Annotated in this window: 14 protein-coding genes; 9 read left to right on the plus strand and 5 right to left on the minus strand. The window is 57.0% G+C overall.

Annotation, left to right across the window (positions count from 1 at the left end; all coding sequences use genetic code 11):
* Both ACIQ36_RS09925 and ACIQ36_RS09930 read left to right on the plus strand, forming a co-directional pair.
* The coding region (locus ACIQ36_RS09925; protein WP_395828728.1) for a TonB-dependent receptor plug domain-containing protein at positions 1-1,510 on the plus strand (1,510 nt) is incomplete at its 5' end.
* 63 nt (positions 1,511-1,573) lie between these two features.
* A complete protein-coding gene (locus tag ACIQ36_RS09930; protein ID WP_395828730.1) occupies positions 1,574-3,304 on the plus strand; it encodes a methyl-accepting chemotaxis protein in 1,731 nt (576 codons plus the stop codon).
* Between the two features lie 42 nt (positions 3,305-3,346).
* Here the strand turns inward: ACIQ36_RS09930 and gyrB are convergent, their stop codons facing one another.
* Entirely contained in the window at positions 3,347-5,821 is a 2,475-nt protein-coding gene (gene gyrB, locus ACIQ36_RS09935) for a DNA topoisomerase (ATP-hydrolyzing) subunit B (RefSeq protein WP_395828732.1), read from the minus strand.
* 325 nt (positions 5,822-6,146) lie between these two features.
* Between gyrB and ACIQ36_RS09940 the strand changes: the two genes are divergently transcribed.
* The 4 genes from ACIQ36_RS09940 (at position 6,147) to ACIQ36_RS09955 (ending at position 9,187) form a co-directional block, all read left to right on the plus strand.
* Entirely contained in the window at positions 6,147-7,934 is a 1,788-nt protein-coding gene (locus ACIQ36_RS09940) for a choice-of-anchor I family protein (protein ID WP_395828734.1), read from the plus strand.
* A gap of 72 nt (positions 7,935-8,006) precedes the next feature.
* Positions 8,007-8,342 carry a YegP family protein gene (locus ACIQ36_RS09945; protein ID WP_395828736.1) on the plus strand — a complete coding sequence of 112 codons (336 nt, stop codon included), beginning with the start codon at positions 8,007-8,009 and terminating at the stop codon, positions 8,340-8,342.
* A 45-nt stretch (positions 8,343-8,387) separates the two neighbouring features.
* Complete coding sequence (locus ACIQ36_RS09950; RefSeq protein ID WP_395828738.1) at positions 8,388-8,855, plus strand: DUF4126 domain-containing protein; 468 nt, start codon at positions 8,388-8,390, stop codon at positions 8,853-8,855.
* Positions 8,856-8,887: 32 nt separating this feature from the next.
* Positions 8,888-9,187, plus strand: coding sequence for a nucleotidyltransferase family protein (locus tag ACIQ36_RS09955; protein ID WP_395828740.1), 300 nt, complete (start codon positions 8,888-8,890; stop codon positions 9,185-9,187).
* On the opposite strand, the gene ACIQ36_RS09960 is transcribed toward ACIQ36_RS09955, so the two are convergent.
* The 4 genes from ACIQ36_RS09960 to ACIQ36_RS09975 form a co-directional block, all read right to left on the minus strand.
* Positions 9,184-10,050, minus strand: coding sequence for a HEPN domain-containing protein (locus ACIQ36_RS09960; RefSeq protein ID WP_395828742.1), 867 nt, complete (start codon positions 10,048-10,050; stop codon positions 9,184-9,186). The genes ACIQ36_RS09955 and ACIQ36_RS09960 overlap by 4 nt on opposite strands.
* A 17-nt stretch (positions 10,051-10,067) precedes the next feature.
* Complete coding sequence (gene recF, locus ACIQ36_RS09965) at positions 10,068-11,192, minus strand: DNA replication/repair protein RecF (RefSeq protein ID WP_395828744.1); 1,125 nt, start codon at positions 11,190-11,192, stop codon at positions 10,068-10,070.
* Positions 11,189-12,310, minus strand: coding sequence for a DNA polymerase III subunit beta (gene dnaN, locus ACIQ36_RS09970; RefSeq protein ID WP_395828746.1), 1,122 nt, complete (start codon positions 12,308-12,310; stop codon positions 11,189-11,191). The genes recF and dnaN overlap by 4 nt, the downstream gene beginning before the upstream one ends.
* A gap of 127 nt (positions 12,311-12,437) precedes the next feature.
* Positions 12,438-12,905 carry a MarR family winged helix-turn-helix transcriptional regulator gene (locus tag ACIQ36_RS09975; RefSeq protein WP_395828748.1) on the minus strand — a complete coding sequence of 156 codons (468 nt, stop codon included), beginning with the start codon at positions 12,903-12,905 and terminating at the stop codon, positions 12,438-12,440.
* Positions 12,906-13,784: 879 nt separating this feature from the next.
* Here ACIQ36_RS09975 and ACIQ36_RS09980 point away from each other — a divergent pair.
* From ACIQ36_RS09980 to ACIQ36_RS09990, 3 genes are all read left to right on the plus strand, one after another.
* Positions 13,785-14,249, plus strand: coding sequence for a hypothetical protein (locus ACIQ36_RS09980; RefSeq protein WP_395828750.1), 465 nt, complete (start codon positions 13,785-13,787; stop codon positions 14,247-14,249).
* A 69-nt stretch (positions 14,250-14,318) separates the two neighbouring features.
* Positions 14,319-16,016: a methyl-accepting chemotaxis protein gene (locus ACIQ36_RS09985; protein ID WP_395828752.1), complete on the plus strand. Its 1,698-nt coding sequence runs from the start codon at positions 14,319-14,321 to the stop codon at positions 16,014-16,016.
* A gap of 347 nt (positions 16,017-16,363) precedes the next feature.
* The gene (locus ACIQ36_RS09990) at positions 16,364-18,001 is read left to right on the plus strand and encodes an FAD-dependent oxidoreductase (protein WP_395828754.1); all 1,638 of its coding nucleotides are present in this window, start codon (positions 16,364-16,366) and stop codon (positions 17,999-18,001) included.
* The last annotated feature ends 67 nt before the right edge of the window (positions 18,002-18,068 follow it).

Genomic DNA, 18,068 nt, shown 5'->3' on the forward strand with positions numbered 1-18,068 from the left:
CCGAACGGCGCGGGCGCGGACTTCAGGAGAAAACTTGTTCGTCGTCTTGCTTGTCATAGACCCTACTTCTCACGAGTTGGGGTCTCCGGCAAACTCGGGGCGGTTCAAACAATACAAAGGCGTTCCCAAAACGATTTACGATTTCGGTACAGGGCCGTTTGACTTTAGTTCGCAGTATCAAGGCAACCCCCGTCGAGGGTCCATTGCCTTTGATGGTAGAGCGAAACTTACCGATAAAATTCAAATAGGCGCCGAGATTACGCGCAGCTATGCGCGCCAAACAGACGTAATCCCAGAATATCAACCCAATAAGAGTAAGTTTCAAACCACTTTATTCAAAACAAAGTTGATTGCAGACACTGAATTTTGGCTCATTGAAGCTTCAGTTTATCGAAACATTCTTGATTCAAGCTATACAAATTTTGGCCGCATCGACGTACATAACCAAGTTGATGTCGCTCAGGTGAGTGATTTGTTTAAGGTCGGTACCGACCACACGTTCCGTCTTTCTGCTGAGTATCGCAAGAACTCTCTTGAGAGTGTTGGCAATGTCGTCCTTGAGCCCAGCACAATGTCCTATCAGGTCGCCTCACTCGGGGCGATGTGGGATTGGGCAATTACCCCCTCTCTCAGCATCACGAATGCCGTCCGTGGCGATTTGTTGATGATGAAACGGGAAGGCGCGATTAGCCCACAGGCTGGCTTGAGCAATGCCGACTGGAACCGTGATTTGCGGACTTTCAGCTTTAATTCTGGTCTTGTGTGGCGCGCCACACAAGACGATACGGTGCGCCTGCTCGCGGCGCGCGGCGTTCAGGTGCCGAGCCTCATTAATTGGTCCTTTCAGGGGCCGCCGAATTTCTTTGGGCACCCGTATGTTAATCCAACTTACGTTACCAATGTCGAAGTATCCTATGATCGCGTAATCGACCCTATTAATGCCAATCTGCGGCTTGCCGTCTTTCATCAAAGAAACAAAAATTTGCAGTACTTTAACGTCGGCAGGGCGCTATTTCTACCACCACGGTCGCAAGAACCCATCGTTGGATTTACGAATATAGGTGACTCAACGGCGAATGGGTTTGAAATTGGCCTCAAGAGTAAACCTGGTGAGGGGTTCCGCTGGAGCGGTAATTACTCGTTCATAAAAGTCAGAGACCGACTGGATAATAACGTAACCGTTCTGACCGCACCCCTTGCTCCTGATAAAACGACACCTAAGCACATGCTCAATGCTTCCCTAGGTTATTCATGGGGTGCGCTGGAAGCCGATATTTTTGGGCGCTACATCTCATCGGCGGACTATATTCGCCCAAACTCGGACGCCAGTACCTACGGATTGACCCGAGTTGACGGTTATTTCAATGTCGATGCGCGCGTAGGTTATGCCTTGAGCGACAATTTCGATATCGCGGTTTCAGGGCAAAATCTTCTCATCGCCCATCAGCTCCAGCGCGCGGGGATCCGACCCGATCGCCGATTTTTAGTAACGTTAACGGGACGTTTCTAATACCGGCCCTGTTAATCGGTTACATCAGAAACATTTGTGATGGTCGGACTTAGGGGAATCAGAATGCAAAGTTGGCTTCAGATGAAAAACTGGCCTATGGGGTTCAAGATTGGCATTGTCCCTGCGCTTGCTGTTGTTACGCTTATTTCGTTGACGATTTTGACGCTTGCCCTGCTCAATCGATCCTTTGAAACCTTGCAGGACATCACCAACCGCAGGCTACCGGCGTCAACCTCCGTCAGTCGCTTAGCCAGTGAGATCGAAACGATCAATGGCCGCCTCTATCGCATTATTACGCTTCACCAAGTTAACCCTGATCAGATCAACATACAGAATGAATCTAAGAATATAATTGCGCTTATTGATCGCATTCTCGCTGAACTCGAAAAACAAAAAGGTTTCGAGCAAAGTGGATCGTTCGACACTCTCATCGCTGATGTCAATAAATTTAAAGGTGCTGTTGATTGGGTTGGGCAAATGCTGGAAATTGATGTGGAGGCGGCCACATCCTTTCTTAAACCCTTCGATGATAATTATGATACTTTGGCAAAACTCGTAGCAGAAACGGTGCAGCGCTCCATTGCGCAATCGAAAGAAGCCGCTGATCTCAGCTCGAAAGAACTAAAAAACGCGGAAACTATTTTTACGCTCTCAATTTTGCTCGCAACCGTCGTGGTCATTATTCTTGCTTGGGTTATTGCTCAAGGCTTAACGCGTGCCATCACTCGAATTTCGGCAACGGCGGATCGCCTTATGGGGGGCGATACAAGTGTCGATCTGGCGCCGCTCCATCGGAGCGACGCGCTGGGGCGGATTGTTGGGGTTCTGGAGCGTTTCAAAGAGAGTTTGATCAATCTCAAAATGCTTCAAGACAGCCAAGATTCTTTGCGAGAAGAGGCCGAACGCGATAAGCGGGAAACGCTGCAAAACTTGGCCGACCAGTTGGAAGAAAATGTCAGCATCTTGCTGAATAACCTAACGGGAGCCACCAATCGGCTACAACAGAACGCCGAACAGGTGATAAGCGTTGCCGACCAAGCGGGGCAGGTTGTCGCCGTAGGCCAACAGGCGGGGCAAGGCGCGCGCCAAAGCGTCGATACGGTCTCAGAAACAATGCAACAACTCAGCACGGCTATCTCAAAAGTGCACGAGATGGCTGGCTATTCCACCGAGGTGACTAAAGATGCAATCAGCGATCTAGGCCGCACCCATGGCGTCGTGGAACGATTGACCGACCTGACGCAAGATGTTGGCCTTGTCGTACGCTTAATCGAGGAAATTGCCGGACAGACCAACCTGCTGGCGTTGAATGCAACCATTGAAGCTGCGCGGGCGGGTGATGCTGGAAAGGGCTTTGCGGTGGTAGCGGGCGAGGTCAAATCCCTTGCAAATCGTACGCGCAAAGCCACCGAGGATATCGAAAGCCGCATTCGCGATATTCAAGGTGTAACCGAGCAAACCGTCTCGGCCTTGGGGGAAATCGCGTCGACCGTTGGGCGCATCAATAGTGCAAACCAAGATGTTAGTGTTGCCGCAACGCAACAGCGCTCAGCGACCAAAGATATCCAAAAAGCCGTAAATCAGGCCGTCCAAGAAACCGAAACAGCTACCGATGTTTTAATCGACATCAAAGATGCAAACGCCAAAACGCAAATCTCTATTGACCAAATTATATCTGCGACCGCCGACTTGCGCCAGCAAACCCTTCAAATCTCACAGTCAATGGACGGATTTGTTGCTAAATCCGGCTTGCGGCGGCGGCTTAGCGGGTTTAAGAGGAATCCCCAAGATTGACACGGTGGGAGGGCAGCAGCGCTAAGCCACCGCCCTAACGCCCTACACGTCCAAATTCGCCACCTTCAGCGCATTCGCCTGAATAAAGTCGCGGCGCGGCTCGACGAGGTCGCCCATCAGGGTGGAGAAGACTTCTTCCGCCTGTTCGGACTGGGCAACTTTCACTTGCAGCAAGGTGCGGGCGTTGGCGTCCAGCGTGGTTTCCCAAAGCTGGTCCGGGTTCATTTCGCCCAGGCCTTTGTAGCGCTGGATGGAAACGCCCTTGCGGCCATGCTCGAACAGAACATCGACGAGGGCCACCGGCCCCGCCACTTGCTGTTCCTTATCCTTCAGGCGCAGGCGGGCCGGAAGCTGGAAGGCGGCGCGGAAGGTGTCGGCCAGGGTCATCAGGCGGCGCATTTCCACGGAACGCAGCGTGGCCGCGTCCAGATCATAGCGCTCTTCCACGCCGCGCCACAGGCGCGACAGGCGGATACCGTCGGCGGTCAGTGTGCCGCGCCAGCCGCGTTCGGCCTCGCGGGTCATCGCGTCCATCCGCTCGGCGATGCGGGCGACGAGGGAGGCGTCAGTCTCGTTCGCGCCAATCTCGGCGTCTGGGTTCGGCAGCCCGGCGAGCAAGGCTTGTTCCACAATCGTAACGGAGCCAACGCGCCGCCCGACCTGTTGAATGAGGTTGCGCGCGGCCCGCGCCGTATCGGCCAAGCGGCGCAATTCATCCGCCGCAATCGCGGTGCCGTCGCCCAAGATCAGCGTGGCGTCCTTCAGCCCATCGGTGAGCAGATAATCTTCCAGCGCGCGATCGTCCTTCAGGTAGACGGCGCTCTGCCCGCGTTTGGCCCGGTACAGCGGCGGCTGGGCGATATAGAGGTAGCCGCGCTCGATGAGTTCCGGCATCTGGCGGTAGAAGAAGGTGAGCAGAAGCGTGCGGATATGGCTGCCGTCCACGTCTGCGTCGGTCATGATGATGATTTTATGGTAGCGCAGCTTATCGATATTAAAATCTTCAACGCCGATGCTGGTGCCGAGCGCCGCGATCAGCGTACCGATTTCCGCCGACAGCAGCATTTTGTCGAAGCGCGCGCGCTCCACATTCAAAATCTTACCGCGCAGCGGCAGAATCGCTTGATACTTGCGGTTACGGCCTTGTTTGGCGGAGCCGCCTGCCGAGTCACCCTCGACCAGGAACAGTTCGGCGGCGGCGGGGTCGCGCTCTTGGCAGTCGGCGAGCTTACCGGGCAGCGAGGCGATATCGAGCGCGCCCTTGCGGCGGGTCATTTCGCGGGCGCGGCGGGCGGCTTCGCGGGCGGAAGCCGCTTCGACGATTTTCGCCACGATGCGCTTGGCTTCGTGCGGATGCTCTTCGAACCACTGGTTCAGCTTTTCGCCGATGATGTTTTCGACGATGGGCCGCACTTCCGACGAGACCAGCTTATCTTTGGTCTGGCTGGAGAATTTCGGGTCCGGCACTTTCACCGACAGAACGCAGGTGAGCCCTTCGCGCGCGTCGTCGCCGGTCAGGGAGACCTTTTCCTTTTTGGCGATGCCGCTATCGGTCGCATAGGTGTTCACGATGCGCGTCAGGGCCGAACGGAAACCCGCCAGATGGGTGCCGCCATCGCGCTGCGGAATATTGTTCGTAAAGCACAGCATCGATTCATGGTAGGCGTCGGTCCATTCCAGGGCCGCTTCCACGGTCACGCCGTCGCGCTCGCCCTTCACCATGATCGGCGGGGCGTGCAGGGGCGATTTCGACTTATCGAGATACTGCACGAAGGCCTGCACGCCGCCCTTGAAATGCAGCAGCACTTCCTTGGGCTCGCTGTGGCGGCCATCGATCAGCTTCAAGGTGACGCCGGAGTTCAGGAACGCGAGTTCGCGCAAGCGATGCTCCAGCGTATCGAAACTGAACTCGAAGACATTCTCGAAGGTGCCTTCGGGGTTTTCGTCGGTTTTATAGGAGGGCAGGAAGGTGACTTCCGTGCCGCGCTTGCCATCGGACGGGCCAACCACCTTCAACGGCGACACCGCAACCCCGTGGCGGAATTCCATCTCATGGGCATGGCCACCGCGCCAAATGCGCAGGCGCAAGACCGAGGAGAGCGCGTTCACCACCGACACGCCGACGCCGTGCAAGCCCCCCGAAACCTTATAGGAGTTTTGGTCGAACTTCCCGCCCGCGTGAAGCTGGGTCATGATGACTTCGGCGGCGGAAATCCCTTCCTCCGAATGCACGTCGGTCGGAATGCCGCGCCCATTGTCGCGCACCGTGCAGGAGCCGTCCGAGTTGAGAATCACCTCGACCAGATCGCAATGCCCGGCCAGCGATTCATCGATGGCGTTATCGACCACTTCATAGACCATGTGATGCAGGCCGGAGCCGCTGCCCGTATCGCCAATATACATGCCGGGGCGCTTGCGCACGGCATCAAGACCGCGCAAGACCTTGATCGAATCGGCGGTGTAATCATCCGCATTCGTGGTTCCAGCCGGATTTTTGGGCAAGGGGACTGAGGTCATCGACAGGCACGCTCCACACAAATCATCGCAAACGACACCCACCTGCGGCGGGCTCAAAGCAAGCGGCGCAGTTTAGCAGGTGCAGCGCGCGAGGCTAGTGAATATCGGTCGGGGCAGGGATGGGCTGGAATCTTCTCACGCCCAAACGCTTCGCTCCAGCATGCCCGAAGTAATCGAGCAGATCGCCGTCTACAATGAACCCGAACTGTTATTTTTACGGGGTCTATAGCGAGCGTGCGGCGTTTTTTGGGTGCTTTTGGGTAATAATACTGTCACGGCTCCCCCGTATCGTCCCGGCATTCATCGTTCCTAGGGGGAGGCAAATATGTCGGTTTTGGCGATGCGCCGTTCGGCGGCAATGGCTTTGGTGCTGGCGGCGGCGCTGCCTGCAGGGGCGGCAGAGGAGGAAGCGCTCACGCTGCTCGGGCGCTATAGTTCCGGCATCTTCGGCGCGAGCGCTGCCGAAATCACCGCCTATGATCCCACCACCCGCCGCGCCTTTGTGGTGAATGCTAAGGCCGGAGCCGTGGATGTGCTCGATATCGCCGACCCCGCCAATCCGCGCCGCATTGGCGAGATCAATGCTAACGATGTCGCCCCCAATGCGACCGTCAATAGCCTTGCGGTCCGTAATGGTGTGATCGCGCTGGCCGTCGAGCCCGCCGTGAAGACCGATCCGGGCTTCGCCGCCTTCTATCAGGTGTCGGACTTCAAGCTGCTTGGCAAAGTGCAGGTCGGCGCGCTGCCCGACATGCTGACCTTCACGCCTGACGGAAAAACCGTTCTAGTCGCCAATGAGGGCGAGCCCGCCGATGATTATGCTGCCGATCCCGAGGGCTCGATCAGCATCATCGATATCAGCAATCCCGCTAGCCCGACCGCCCGCACGGCCGATTTCCGCGCCTGGAACGGCAAGGAAGCCGAACTGCGCGCCCAGGGCGCGCGCATTACCAGCCCCGGTGCCAGCGTGGCACAGGATTTCGAGCCAGAATATATCGCCGTGTCCGAGGATGGAAAAACCGCCTGGGTTGCCTTGCAGGAAAATAATGCCCTCGCCCGCGTCGATATCGCCACCGCGCGCGTCACGCTGGTCCAGGGGTTGGGCGTGAAGGATCATGGTGCACCGGGCAATGGGCTCGATACCTCCGACACCGATAAAGCCGCGACTATCAAGACCTGGGCCGGGGTTAAGGGCTTCTATATGCCCGATTCCATCGCCGCCTATACCGCCGGGGGCAAGACCTACATTGTCACCGCTAATGAAGGCGACAGCCGCCCGTGGGGCGAGGGCAATAAGGCCTATTGGAATTTCAATCGCGGCGACGATAAGGCCTGGAAGGGCGGCGACGCTAAGGGCGCACCGGGCTTTGTCGAAGAGTTCCGGGTGAAGCATCTCGTCAACCCCAAAGGCTTCGATGGCCGCGCGGGCGAAGATCTGCCGCCGCAACTGCGCGCCTTGGCAAAAGGCGCAATGCTCTCGCCGCAAGTCTTCGGCTATTGCGGTGCCACCGCCGACGGGCCGGGCGATTGCGCGAAGGACGAAGCGCTGGGCCGCCTCACGATTTCCTGGGGCCAGGGCTATCAAACCAATGCGGACGGCACGCCGAAACTTTCGGCAGATGGCAAGCTGGTGTACGACACGCTCTATGCCTACGGCGCGCGCTCCTTCTCCATCCGCGACGAAAACGGTGGGTTGGTCTGGGACTCCGGTGACGCGTTTGAAACCCGCCTCGCTGCCTTGAACCCAAAATGGTTCAACTCGACCCACGATAAGAACGCCGTCGATGATCGTTCCGACAATAAAGGCCCGGAACCGGAAGGGCTGGCGCTCGGCCAGATCGGCGATAAAACCTACGCCTTTATCGGGCTGGAGCGTATCGGTGGCGTGATGGTTTACGATATTACTGACCCGCGCGCGCCGCGCTTTGCCGGTTACACCAATAGCCGCGACTTCGACGCCGACCCGAAGAAGGACCTGGCGAAGGCTGGCGACCTAGGCCCGGAAGGCCTCACCTTTGTTGCGGCGAAGGATTCGCCTACCGGCCAGCCGCTGCTGATCGTCGGGAACGAGGTGAGCGGCACGACAGCGCTCTACCGCATCACCGTAAAATAAGCGAAGATGCGCCGAGGCCCTCGGGCTTCGGCGCGTTCTTTCAATGAATTTTCCTGCATAGGGAGTAGAAACATGGCCGGTTACTATGTTTTGAGCAAAACCAGCAGCGGCGCGTTTCGGTTTTCCCTAAAGGCAGGAAACCACGAGATTATTCTTGCCAGTGAAAATTATGAATCGAAAAGCTCTGCCGAAAATGGCATTGCCTCGGTCCAAAAAAACGCCCCCGACGATACGAAATACGAGCGCCTGACCGCTAAAAATGGCGAGTTCTATTTCAATCTGAAGGCTGGGAATGGCCAGATTATCGGCACCAGCGAGACCTACAAAAGCACGCAAGGCCGCGATAATGGGATCGAGTCGGTCCAAAAAAACGGCCCGACGACCGATATTCGCGACGAAACGGCATAAGCTGCGCCCGCTGGCATTATAAGCCCTATTTTGCCGGAGCCTCCGATGACCGTCTATTTTCTCGCGCTTTGCATCGGCGTGATCGCTGGTTTGCGGACCATGATGGCCCCCTCCGCGATCAGTTGGGCCGCAGCCCTGGGCTGGTTGCCGCTCGCCGAAACGCCGCTCGCGTTCTTGGGCTATGCCTATACGCCCTATATTTTTACGGTGCTGGCGATAGGCGAGTTGATCTCCGACCAACTGCCGCGCACCCCGAGCCGGAAAGTGCCGGTGCAGTTCGGCGGGCGGCTGGTGAGCGGCGCGCTCTGCGGGGCCGCACTCGGTTTTGCGGGGGGAAGTTGGATCGGCGGTATGGTCGCAGGCATCATCGGGGCCGTGATCGGCACTTTGGGCGGAGCTGCGGCGCGCGCCCGGCTAGCGCAGGCCTTTGGACGTGACCTGCCCGCTGCGCTGATTGAAGATGCGATTGCGGTTGCAGGCGCGCTGCTGGTGGTTCTGGCGGTGCGCAATTGAGGCGGGCGGGCTGAAAATGCTAGGATGCGGCCATGATTTCCCGCGCTGACCTAATTCTGCTGCTACGCCATCACGCGCCCGAGCTTCAACAGGCGGGCGTGCGGCACCTCAGCCTGTTCGGCTCAGTCGCCCGCAATGAGGCGACCGAGAGCAGCGACATTGATCTCGCCGCCGAATTCGCGCCCGACATTCGGCTGGATCTGTGGCAGCTTTCGGCAGTCCAATGCCAAGTTTCCGCTCTTGTCGGCCAAACGGTTGATCTCGTGCCGGAGCCGGTTAAGCGCCCAACGCTAAAGCAGGCGATTGAGCGGGACCGGGTTTTTGTCTTTTAGCTAGAGCCATCTGATTTCGTTTCCGATATTACTTTTTTTAGGTAGAGCTCAATTGCTTCCGTGTCGCTTTTGGGCAAAAAAATATTTCTGCCCACCCATTTCAAGACTTCAGAAGAGGAACTTTTTACATGAGCCTGCTCGCGGCTTGAGTCTATGGATTCAAAATAGCCTATCAGAGGGGAACTGCGAGCCCCCCACCTGTCGAACGTTGTAATGGGTTCTAAATTTTTAAAAAAAGCGAAATTCGACTCTGAAAATAATTCATAAAGAAGTTTTGGCTCTTTCTTATTTAATAAATTCTCTATTGGCAAGAAGCCACTTAATCTTTCAGATGAATCTCCATTTACAATTGAATTATATATGTCTATTTTAATATTTTTTCCAAATTCATTAAATTCTAAAAATTGTTTCCGGCAGAAACGGCGATAGTACCAAACAATATAGTCTAAACAATACAAATATTCTGCGTGAACCGTGTAACCGTACGTTAAATACCTATTATTTGCGCTTACAATTTTATTTATTATCTCAATATATCTTTTTACGGACATTTTGTCAAATATTCTCTTATCTCCAGCCATTTCAGGGAACTTTTCTAGAATAAAAACAGGGTTAAGGGTTTTAATTTTTTCAAACAATTTCCCTACGTCATGCCCATAACCTTTAGATGATAATCCGTTATAAAGCAAAATTGCTTTGAAGTACTTTTCTAAACTATGAACACTATTCCATAAAGAATTTAAGTCCATTCCATTAAGAAAAGCAACTCTAGCAATAATATAATCCTGATCAGCTGTTCGAACAAACATTTGATCAATAATATCTCTAACGTATGGACCTATAACGGTATCATGTACGCTCATGTCATGCCTCGCTACATTCATAGATGAATATGGGAAGTATAGACCGCCCCAAACGCCGCGAACAGCCCTGGCTCGGTCCCCGTCAACCATGCCTGCCCCCCGAGCGAGAACAGTTCCTCCGCCAGGGCTTGCCGCCGCCCCGGATCGAGGTGCGCGGCAACTTCGTCCAGCAGCAACAGCGGCGGAGCCCCCCGCGCCGTGCGGATCAGGCGGGCGTTGGCCAGGAGAATCGCAATCAGCAGGGCCTTTTGCTCGCCGGTCGAACAGAGGGCGGCGGGCATTTGTTTGAGGCGGTGGATCACCTGCCAGTCGCTGCGGTGCGGGCCTTCCGTGGTGGTTCCGGCGGCGGCATCGCGCGGGCGGGTTTGGCGCAGGGTGCGGCGGAAATCCTCCTCCACTTCCAGCGCGGGTTTTTCGGCCAAAGCCTGTTCCAAGGTGCCGAGCATCGCAAGATCGGCAGCGGGAAACGGGCCTACGCCGGCGGCCATCGCGAGGCTGAGGCGCTGGGTGATGTCGCAACGGGCCGCCGCAATCGCGGTGCCGTCGCTCGCCATCGTGTCTTCAAGGGCGGCCAGCCAATGCGGATCAGGGCGCTTGCCGCCTTCGCCCTCGCGCAACAGCCGCAGCCGGTCCCGCTGGGCGGCTTCGTAGCGGCTGAGGTGCTGGAGGTGATCGGGCAGGAAGCCGTGCACGATGCGGTCAAGAAACCGCCGCCGGGCCGATGCCCCCTCCTGAAACAGCCGGTCCATAACCGGGGTCAGCCAGGAGACGACCAACAAATCCGATAACGCGCTTTGGCTCTTTGCGGGCTCACCATCGATGCGGATTTGCCGCCGGTCGCCTTGGGCGGGGACGCGGCCCGTGGCGATTTCCACACTGCCGTGGGCGGTATCGAGCGCGACTTGCATCGACCAGCCTCCTGGCCCGTCTTGCCGGTCGATCTCCTGGATCGCCGCCCGGCGAAACCCCCGCCCTGGTGCTAAGAACGACAGGGCTTCGAGCAGGTTGGTTTTCCCTACCCCATTATCGCCCGTTAGAATCACACAAGGCGCTTCAACCGTAAGGTCGAGCGCCGCGTGGGAGCGAAAATCATGCAGGCGAACCCGGCTCAATGCCGGGATCGTTAGAGAAACCGGGCTCACACCCGCATCGGCATCAGCACGTAAATCGCGCTGCCGTCGGCGCGGTCGCGCACTACGGTGGGGGAGGCGGCGTCGGCCATAATGAATTGCGCCACATCGCCTTGAACCTGCTTCAGAATATCGAGCAGATAGCGCGAGTTGAAGCCGATCTCGAAGGGGTTGCTGGTGTAGGAAACTTCCAGCTCTTCCAAGGCGCTGCCCGCTTCCGGGCTATTGGCCGTCAGCGTTAGGCCATTGGTGCCGAGGGCAATTTTCACCGCGCGGCTTTTTTCGGTCGAGATGGTGGCAACCCGGTCCACCGCTTCGGCGAAACTATTGCGGTTGAGTTCCATCACCTTGTCATTGCCCGTGGGAATGACGCGCTCGTAATCGGGGAAGGTGCCGTCGATGAGCTTCGAGGAGAGGGTAATCGCGCCGAAAGCCAAGCGAATGCGGGTGTCCGACAGGCCAATCGTCACAGCCCCATCGGATTCATCGAGCAGCTTGCGCAGCTCCAGCACCACTTTACGCGGCATGATGACGCCGGGAATGCCTTCCGCGCCCTTCGGCAGCGGCAGTTCCACGCGGGCGAGGCGGTGCCCATCGGTGGCAACGCCGCGCATCACCGGGCCGCTCGGCTGTTGCGTTGCGTGCAGATAAATGCCGTTCAGATAGTAGCGGGTTTCTTCGGTCGAAATCGCAAAACTGGTGCGGTCGATCAGCGCCTTCAGTTCCGCCGAGGACAGCGCGAAATTGAACGGCAGATCATCCGAGGCGAGGCTGGGGAAATCCGCCGTCGGCAGCGAGGGCAGCGTGAAGGTGGAGCGCCCGGCGCGCACAGTCACGCGCTCTTTTTCTGGCTCAGAGGTGAGTTCGACCGACGCGCCATCGGGCAGCTTGCGGACGATATCATAGAGCGTATGGGCGGGCGCCGTTACCGAGCCCGGTAGGGCCACGGGGCAGGAGACCTGCTCGACAATATCCAAATCCATATCGGTCGCGGTCAAGGCAACGCTATCGCCGTCTTTGGCTTCGATCAGGATATTGGAGAGGATTGGAATCGTATTGCGCCGCTCGACGACACTTTGCACATGGGCCAGGCTTTTGAGCAGAGCGGCACGATCGATCGTCAGTTTCATGGCGATGAGTCTTCAATCCTTTAGTCACCCGACGGCGTTTCCGCCCGGTCGGAGGGTGCGGCGACTATAGCATAGCGCCCCTTCGGGGGAAGAGACTTATGACTCGCGTGAAACAATGCGGCGCAAATTAGCCCAAGTGGGCAACGGGCGCGCGCGTATCCAACGCCATCATCGTCGGTTGCGCGCTAACAGCGGCGTCCGGCAGGCTATGGCCGACCATGAGGGCCGTGAGCCGGTGCAGAAAGGCGTGGCCCTTCGCGGTCAGGCTCACCAGCTTGCGGCGGCGCTCGCGCGGGTCTTCGCGGGCTTCTACCAGCCCCAAGCCGGGTTTGCCGAAGGAGTGCCAGTCGGATAGGGCCGCGATATTGCGCGAGGCGGAGGATTGGGCGATGGCGAGGCGCTGCGCCAATTCGCCCATAGAAAGCCCCTCGTTCTGCGCCAAGGTGAGGAACGAGAGGGCGTATTGAATGGGAAGGTCCGGGTCGAGGGTCCGAAACTCCTCGAGCACACGGATGAGCGTGGGAAGCGCTGCGTCGGCAGCGTCATTCCCGCAGCTTACCGGTACCGGGTTATCCAGGGCAGCCGGCGGGTGCATCAGCGGCCCGTCCCAGACCGGCCGGAACGCGCGGCATCCAGCGCGAGGGCGTATAGATGATGTGAAGTCGACCGAACCATATCAGGACCTCCCGATTTTCCCGGCGCACCTCGGCCCAGCGCAAAGCGCGGGCAGGCACCGACCAACGGGTAATTTCGATGTAGAGCTTAGGCCCCAGGGGAACCGATAGAAATATGGGCATGAGACACCTGCGGTATCAGAGAGCTATGACAGAGGTCGGCTATCGCGCGATGACGGTTGACACCGTGAAAAGCGATGAATGCCTGCTTCGATCGACAGGCGCGGGTCGTGTAAATCATGGGTTTAATCCTTATCCGTGGAAGGGACGCTAATGGTGGCAGGGGAAGGCGTGGATTAGAAGCCTGCAAACGGGGATATCATCCGTCCCCGGATGGATGGACGCAAGGAAAAATCCACCTCGCCCGGCAAATCGTCACCGAGGTTGAGATCGCGCCGCAGGTGCGGCGAGATTTCCGAAACAGAGAGAAGCGGCACAGACGAAGCTGGCGGCTCGGGCCAACGGGCCCGCAACCACCGGCCCGATAAAACGGTCCAGAGGGACATCATGGTTGAGGCTTTCGGTTGGAAAGTGGAAAAAGCGCCCCCGGCTTAGGTGGGGGTTTTATCCGAGGGCGGATATATCCGATAGCGGATATGATTAGGGGATGCAAGCGAATATCGATATTGCCGGACGGACGGGCGCAAGCGCCGCCACCCACACCGCAATATGTTTTAAACAGAATTTATATAACACATTTGCTCTAAATGTGATAATCCACGGCGTCTTTCGCTACCTTTGGTAGCCTTATGCGCGAACGCATACGCTTGTAGGGTTCGATGTTGAGCAGGAGTCAAACGATGTACCAATATGTCACGAAGCCTATGTTGGCCGCGGCACTCTTCGCCGTATCCCTTGCAGCCCCTCTCGCCCAGGCCGGGACGGAATATGGGACAGATCAACAGGTGCGCGATCTTGTAACCGACTATATCTCCTTTACGAAAACCAATGGCGAAGCCAGTGCGGTTGCCGCTTTGAAGGATAAGAATAGCAAATTCAGCAGCGCACTGCCGGGTTTGATGATTTGGGTCGATAACAAAATGGCCGCCCATAATAAGTTTCCTGATCTGTCGGGGATCGATTTTACAACCATGCAGGATCTGCGCGGTCGCTTGATCGTTAAAGAATTCACCGAGTCGGCGGATAAGGGCGGCGACTATTCGCTTAATTACTGGCCTGGCTATACCAATGAAAAAGAATATGAATACCATTGCTTTTCCGCGTGGGTTCAAAAGCCCCGCGTGATGGTGACGGCCTGCCGCTAAAAAAGATTGACGGCATAGATTAGTATGCTGACTTTTTTATGATTTTACTCCGCTAGATTGGATCGAACCATGCTCAGCAACCTCGGCATTCGGCTGAAGCTCCTGTTCGCGCCCCTGATTTTTGCCGCAGCGCTTATTATCATTGGCACTGCCGTGGGCGTTGGATTGAGCGATCAAAAGAGGCTGGGGCAGCAGGTCATTACGGTGGATGTTCCTGCCGTTCTGCGCAGTGAGGGAATGTTGCAAGCCGTGGCCGACACGCAGTCCAACATGTTTAGTATCGTCGTGTGGAAGCGCCTCGGCCGTAGTGACGAGGAGATTGGCACGATCCAAGCCACGATTGGCCGCGATCTTGCCCGGTTGAACGATCTCGTCCGCGCCAATACGGCGGTGGGGGCCGGAACGGCGGCGGAGCACGAGATTGTGCAAGCGCTCCCGGGGTTGGTCGAATCGTATATTTCCAGCGCCAAAGCCGCTTCGGATATGGCACAACGGAACCCGACGCTGGCAACGCCGCTGATTAACACGGCTGCCGCCAAATACGAGGCCCTCCGCAAACCGTTGGAGAACCTCCGCAACGCCACCGTTCGAAATATTCAAGTGCAGTCGGATCGGGTAGACTCGCTCTCCGAAGAAGTTCAAGGGTCCATTATTATAGTTTCTATTATTGCCATGGTCATGTCTATTGGCCTCAGCTTAATGATCGGCTCGCACATATCGGTTGGCATTCGTCGGACTGAAGAGCAGATGAGCGCCTTGGCCGATGGCAAGCTGGATATCGACGTTCAGGCGGGTAATCGCCGCGATGAAATCGGCCAGATGATGCGCGCGCTGGAAGTTTTCGCCCGCAATGCGCGGGAAGTCGCCCGCCTAAAGCTCGAACAGGAAGATCTGCACGCCCAGGAGCGCCAGCGCGCCTTGGTGGAAGACATCGCCGAAAAAATCGAGCAAGCCGTCGAAGAAATGGTGCAAAGCCTCGCCAGCGCCTCACGGGATATGACGAAACTTTCCAGCCATATGGTGGAACGCCTTGGCGGGGCACGCAACCACTCGACCAATGTGGCGAGCTTGTCGGAAAAAACGTCGGTAGAGATTACCAATGTCGCGGGTTCGATTGAGGAATTGACCCAATCCATCGCCGAAGTTGGCCAGCAATCCGTTCAGAGCCTCAGTGTCGCCGAGCGCGCGGTGAAAGAAGCCGACCGTACCGATCACACAATCACGAGCCTCAGCACCGCCGCGCAAAGGATTAATGATGTCGTCGGTATCATTAGCGCCATTGCGTCGCAAACCAATCTGCTCGCGCTGAATGCCACGATCGAAGCCGCGCGGGCCGGGGACGCTGGCAAAGGGTTCGCCGTCGTCGCCGCCGAGGTAAAGAGCCTTGCCAATCAAACCGCTCAGGCCACCGAGGATATCAACCAGCAGATTTCGGCCATGCAGGATGCCGTGAGCAGCGCGGTCGATGCCGTGCGGGGCATTAGCCGCACCATCGGCCAAATCAGCGAAACCGCAGGCGCTATCTCCTCGTCCGTCACCCAGCAAACCGCCGTGACTCAAGGGATTTCCTCGACCGTGCTGGGGATCGACCGGACGACCACAATCATCGCGCAGGATACCTCGGCCCTCAATGGCACTGTGACAGAAACCGAGCGGGATTCGGGCTCGGTTCTAGAAGCCTCCACGCTCGTGATGGAGCGAACCCAGAAACTGATGCGCGATGTTGGCGCGCTTTTGACGGAACTGCGCCGCCAAAGCGCGGTTTAGCGCCGCGCAGTTCCGATACAGTCCAGAGGGACATTCTTGGCGAGACCGACACGGTTGGAGAGGCGAAAAACGCTGCCAGCTTAGCGGGAGTTTATCCAAGACCGGATACCTTGAAGGCTTCCGGACTGTTTTTAACCGCGTCCACGGAAGCCTCTGAAAACCGTCACAAAACAAAAAAGAAACTTACCTGTAAATTTGCTACCCACAGGGGTGCTCTTGTGTGCGTTTTTCCAATTGACGGGATTTTTTTGAAAACCTACACAGGGTTAAATTTTATTTGGTGCAAAATGTCCCTAAACAAAACTTTAAATGGTTCTCACTCGAACGATAACCCGACCACTAGTCCGGTGAACCCGTGGGAGCCCCATTGGCCGAACCCGGCAGATTTCCCCTTCAATTATTACAATCTCATGCAGCGAACCGCCGAGCATGGTATTGCCTCGGTCGGCGGAACCCCCGCAGCGGAGCAACGGATTGCCATTGTCGGGGCGGGTTATGCCGGGCTCACGGTTGCACGCGAGCTCTTCCGGTGCGGCTATAAGAACATCACGATCTTCGAAGCCGATGATCGCGTCGGCGGCCGCGCCTATCCGATTATGCCAGGATCCAAATCCGGGCGTCCGCTCGATAGCATCACCCCTTTCGAACTTGGGGCGATGCGCATTCCCTTGTTTACGCCGGAAAACGGCCCTTTGGGCGGCAATAGTCTAACGGCCTATTTTCTCGAAACCTATGGGCAGCAGTATCAAGACTTCCCCAATCCTGGCAGCCCGGTGACGACAACGGGGATTTACGTCAACGAAGGCTTCGGCCCTGAAATCGGCGCGCTGAAGTTTCACGGTTTGCTGCGTTGGGCCCCGACCGAAAATGCGATGCTCCCCCCCACCCCCGGTTTGCAGCAGGTATATTTAGCCTGGCAAGCCTGGTCCCATAATGTCAAAGCCTGGGTCTCGCGCCGCTACGGTGCCACGCAAGAGTGGCGGGACTATTGGCAAAAGATCGTCCAGGCCTATGAGTTCCATACCTTCCGCGACGTCGCCCTCTTGCCGCGCAAGCAGTTTTACGGTCTCGACGGCACAACTTGCCCCGATCACGCCGCCGCCAATGCCGAAGGGGATTTTGGCGGGCTTGGCCTCGACCCGGTGCAGACCGAAATCTTCTATACGATCGGGACAGGCGACGGCAGTTGGGGCGCGTTTTTCGATGTTGCCGCGCTCTACCCGATTCGCACCCTGATCTTCGGTTTTGCCACCGATCATAAACTGCTGGGCCATATTCCCGCCGAGATCGCCGCCGCCTTGCCGCTGCCCAAATCGGCGCGAAGTCAGGGGGTTTGCCCCGACTCGCACGGGCATCAGTTTGAAATGCCCCTGCTGGCGGGCGTTTCCGCCACCCCAGCCTTGCATCTTTTCCAGCCCGTCACCTGCCGAGGGGCGCAAAACGGCACCTCCTTCTATCAGAATTTGGGGGCGTTCCGCGCCGATGGGCTCGGTCTGGCCCTGCTGACTAGCACGCGCGTTCGCTATATTGATCGGTTTGAAGGCACCTATCGCCTGACAACCGAGACCGGGGCTGCGGCGAGTTACGACCATCTGATCGTCACCGCCCCCGGCTGGTCGATGCAAATGAACACGAGTTTCGGGACGAATTTCTTGGAAGAGACTTTCGTGAACCCCAGTGACGGTAATAATTTTTGGCCGCCGATGGCAAGTTGGAAGGGCATCAAAATGTCCCACAACATTACATCGAGCAAAATATTCTATAAACTCAAGCAGCGCTTCTGGGAAGTGAGCGATATCCCCCAGGTTATCGTGACCGATACCTTCTTGCGCGATGTTTATGGCTATGCCCTCGATACCGACGCCGACGGCAATCCGTCCGACGATCCTGGGGTTTTGCTCTGCTCCTATACCTGGGAAGACGATGCCAATAAGCTGGACACCCGCAAAAACCCTCGCCCGTTCAGTTTTGCTGTGATTCACTGATGGGGTCCCTCGCTCGGAGCCTACCGATGGAACCTCAATCGCTTTTCAGCCTGAACGATCACCTTAA

It is taken from the genome of Elstera sp., assembly GCF_044372965.1.
Taxonomy (GTDB): domain Bacteria; phylum Pseudomonadota; class Alphaproteobacteria; order Elsterales; family Elsteraceae; genus Elstera.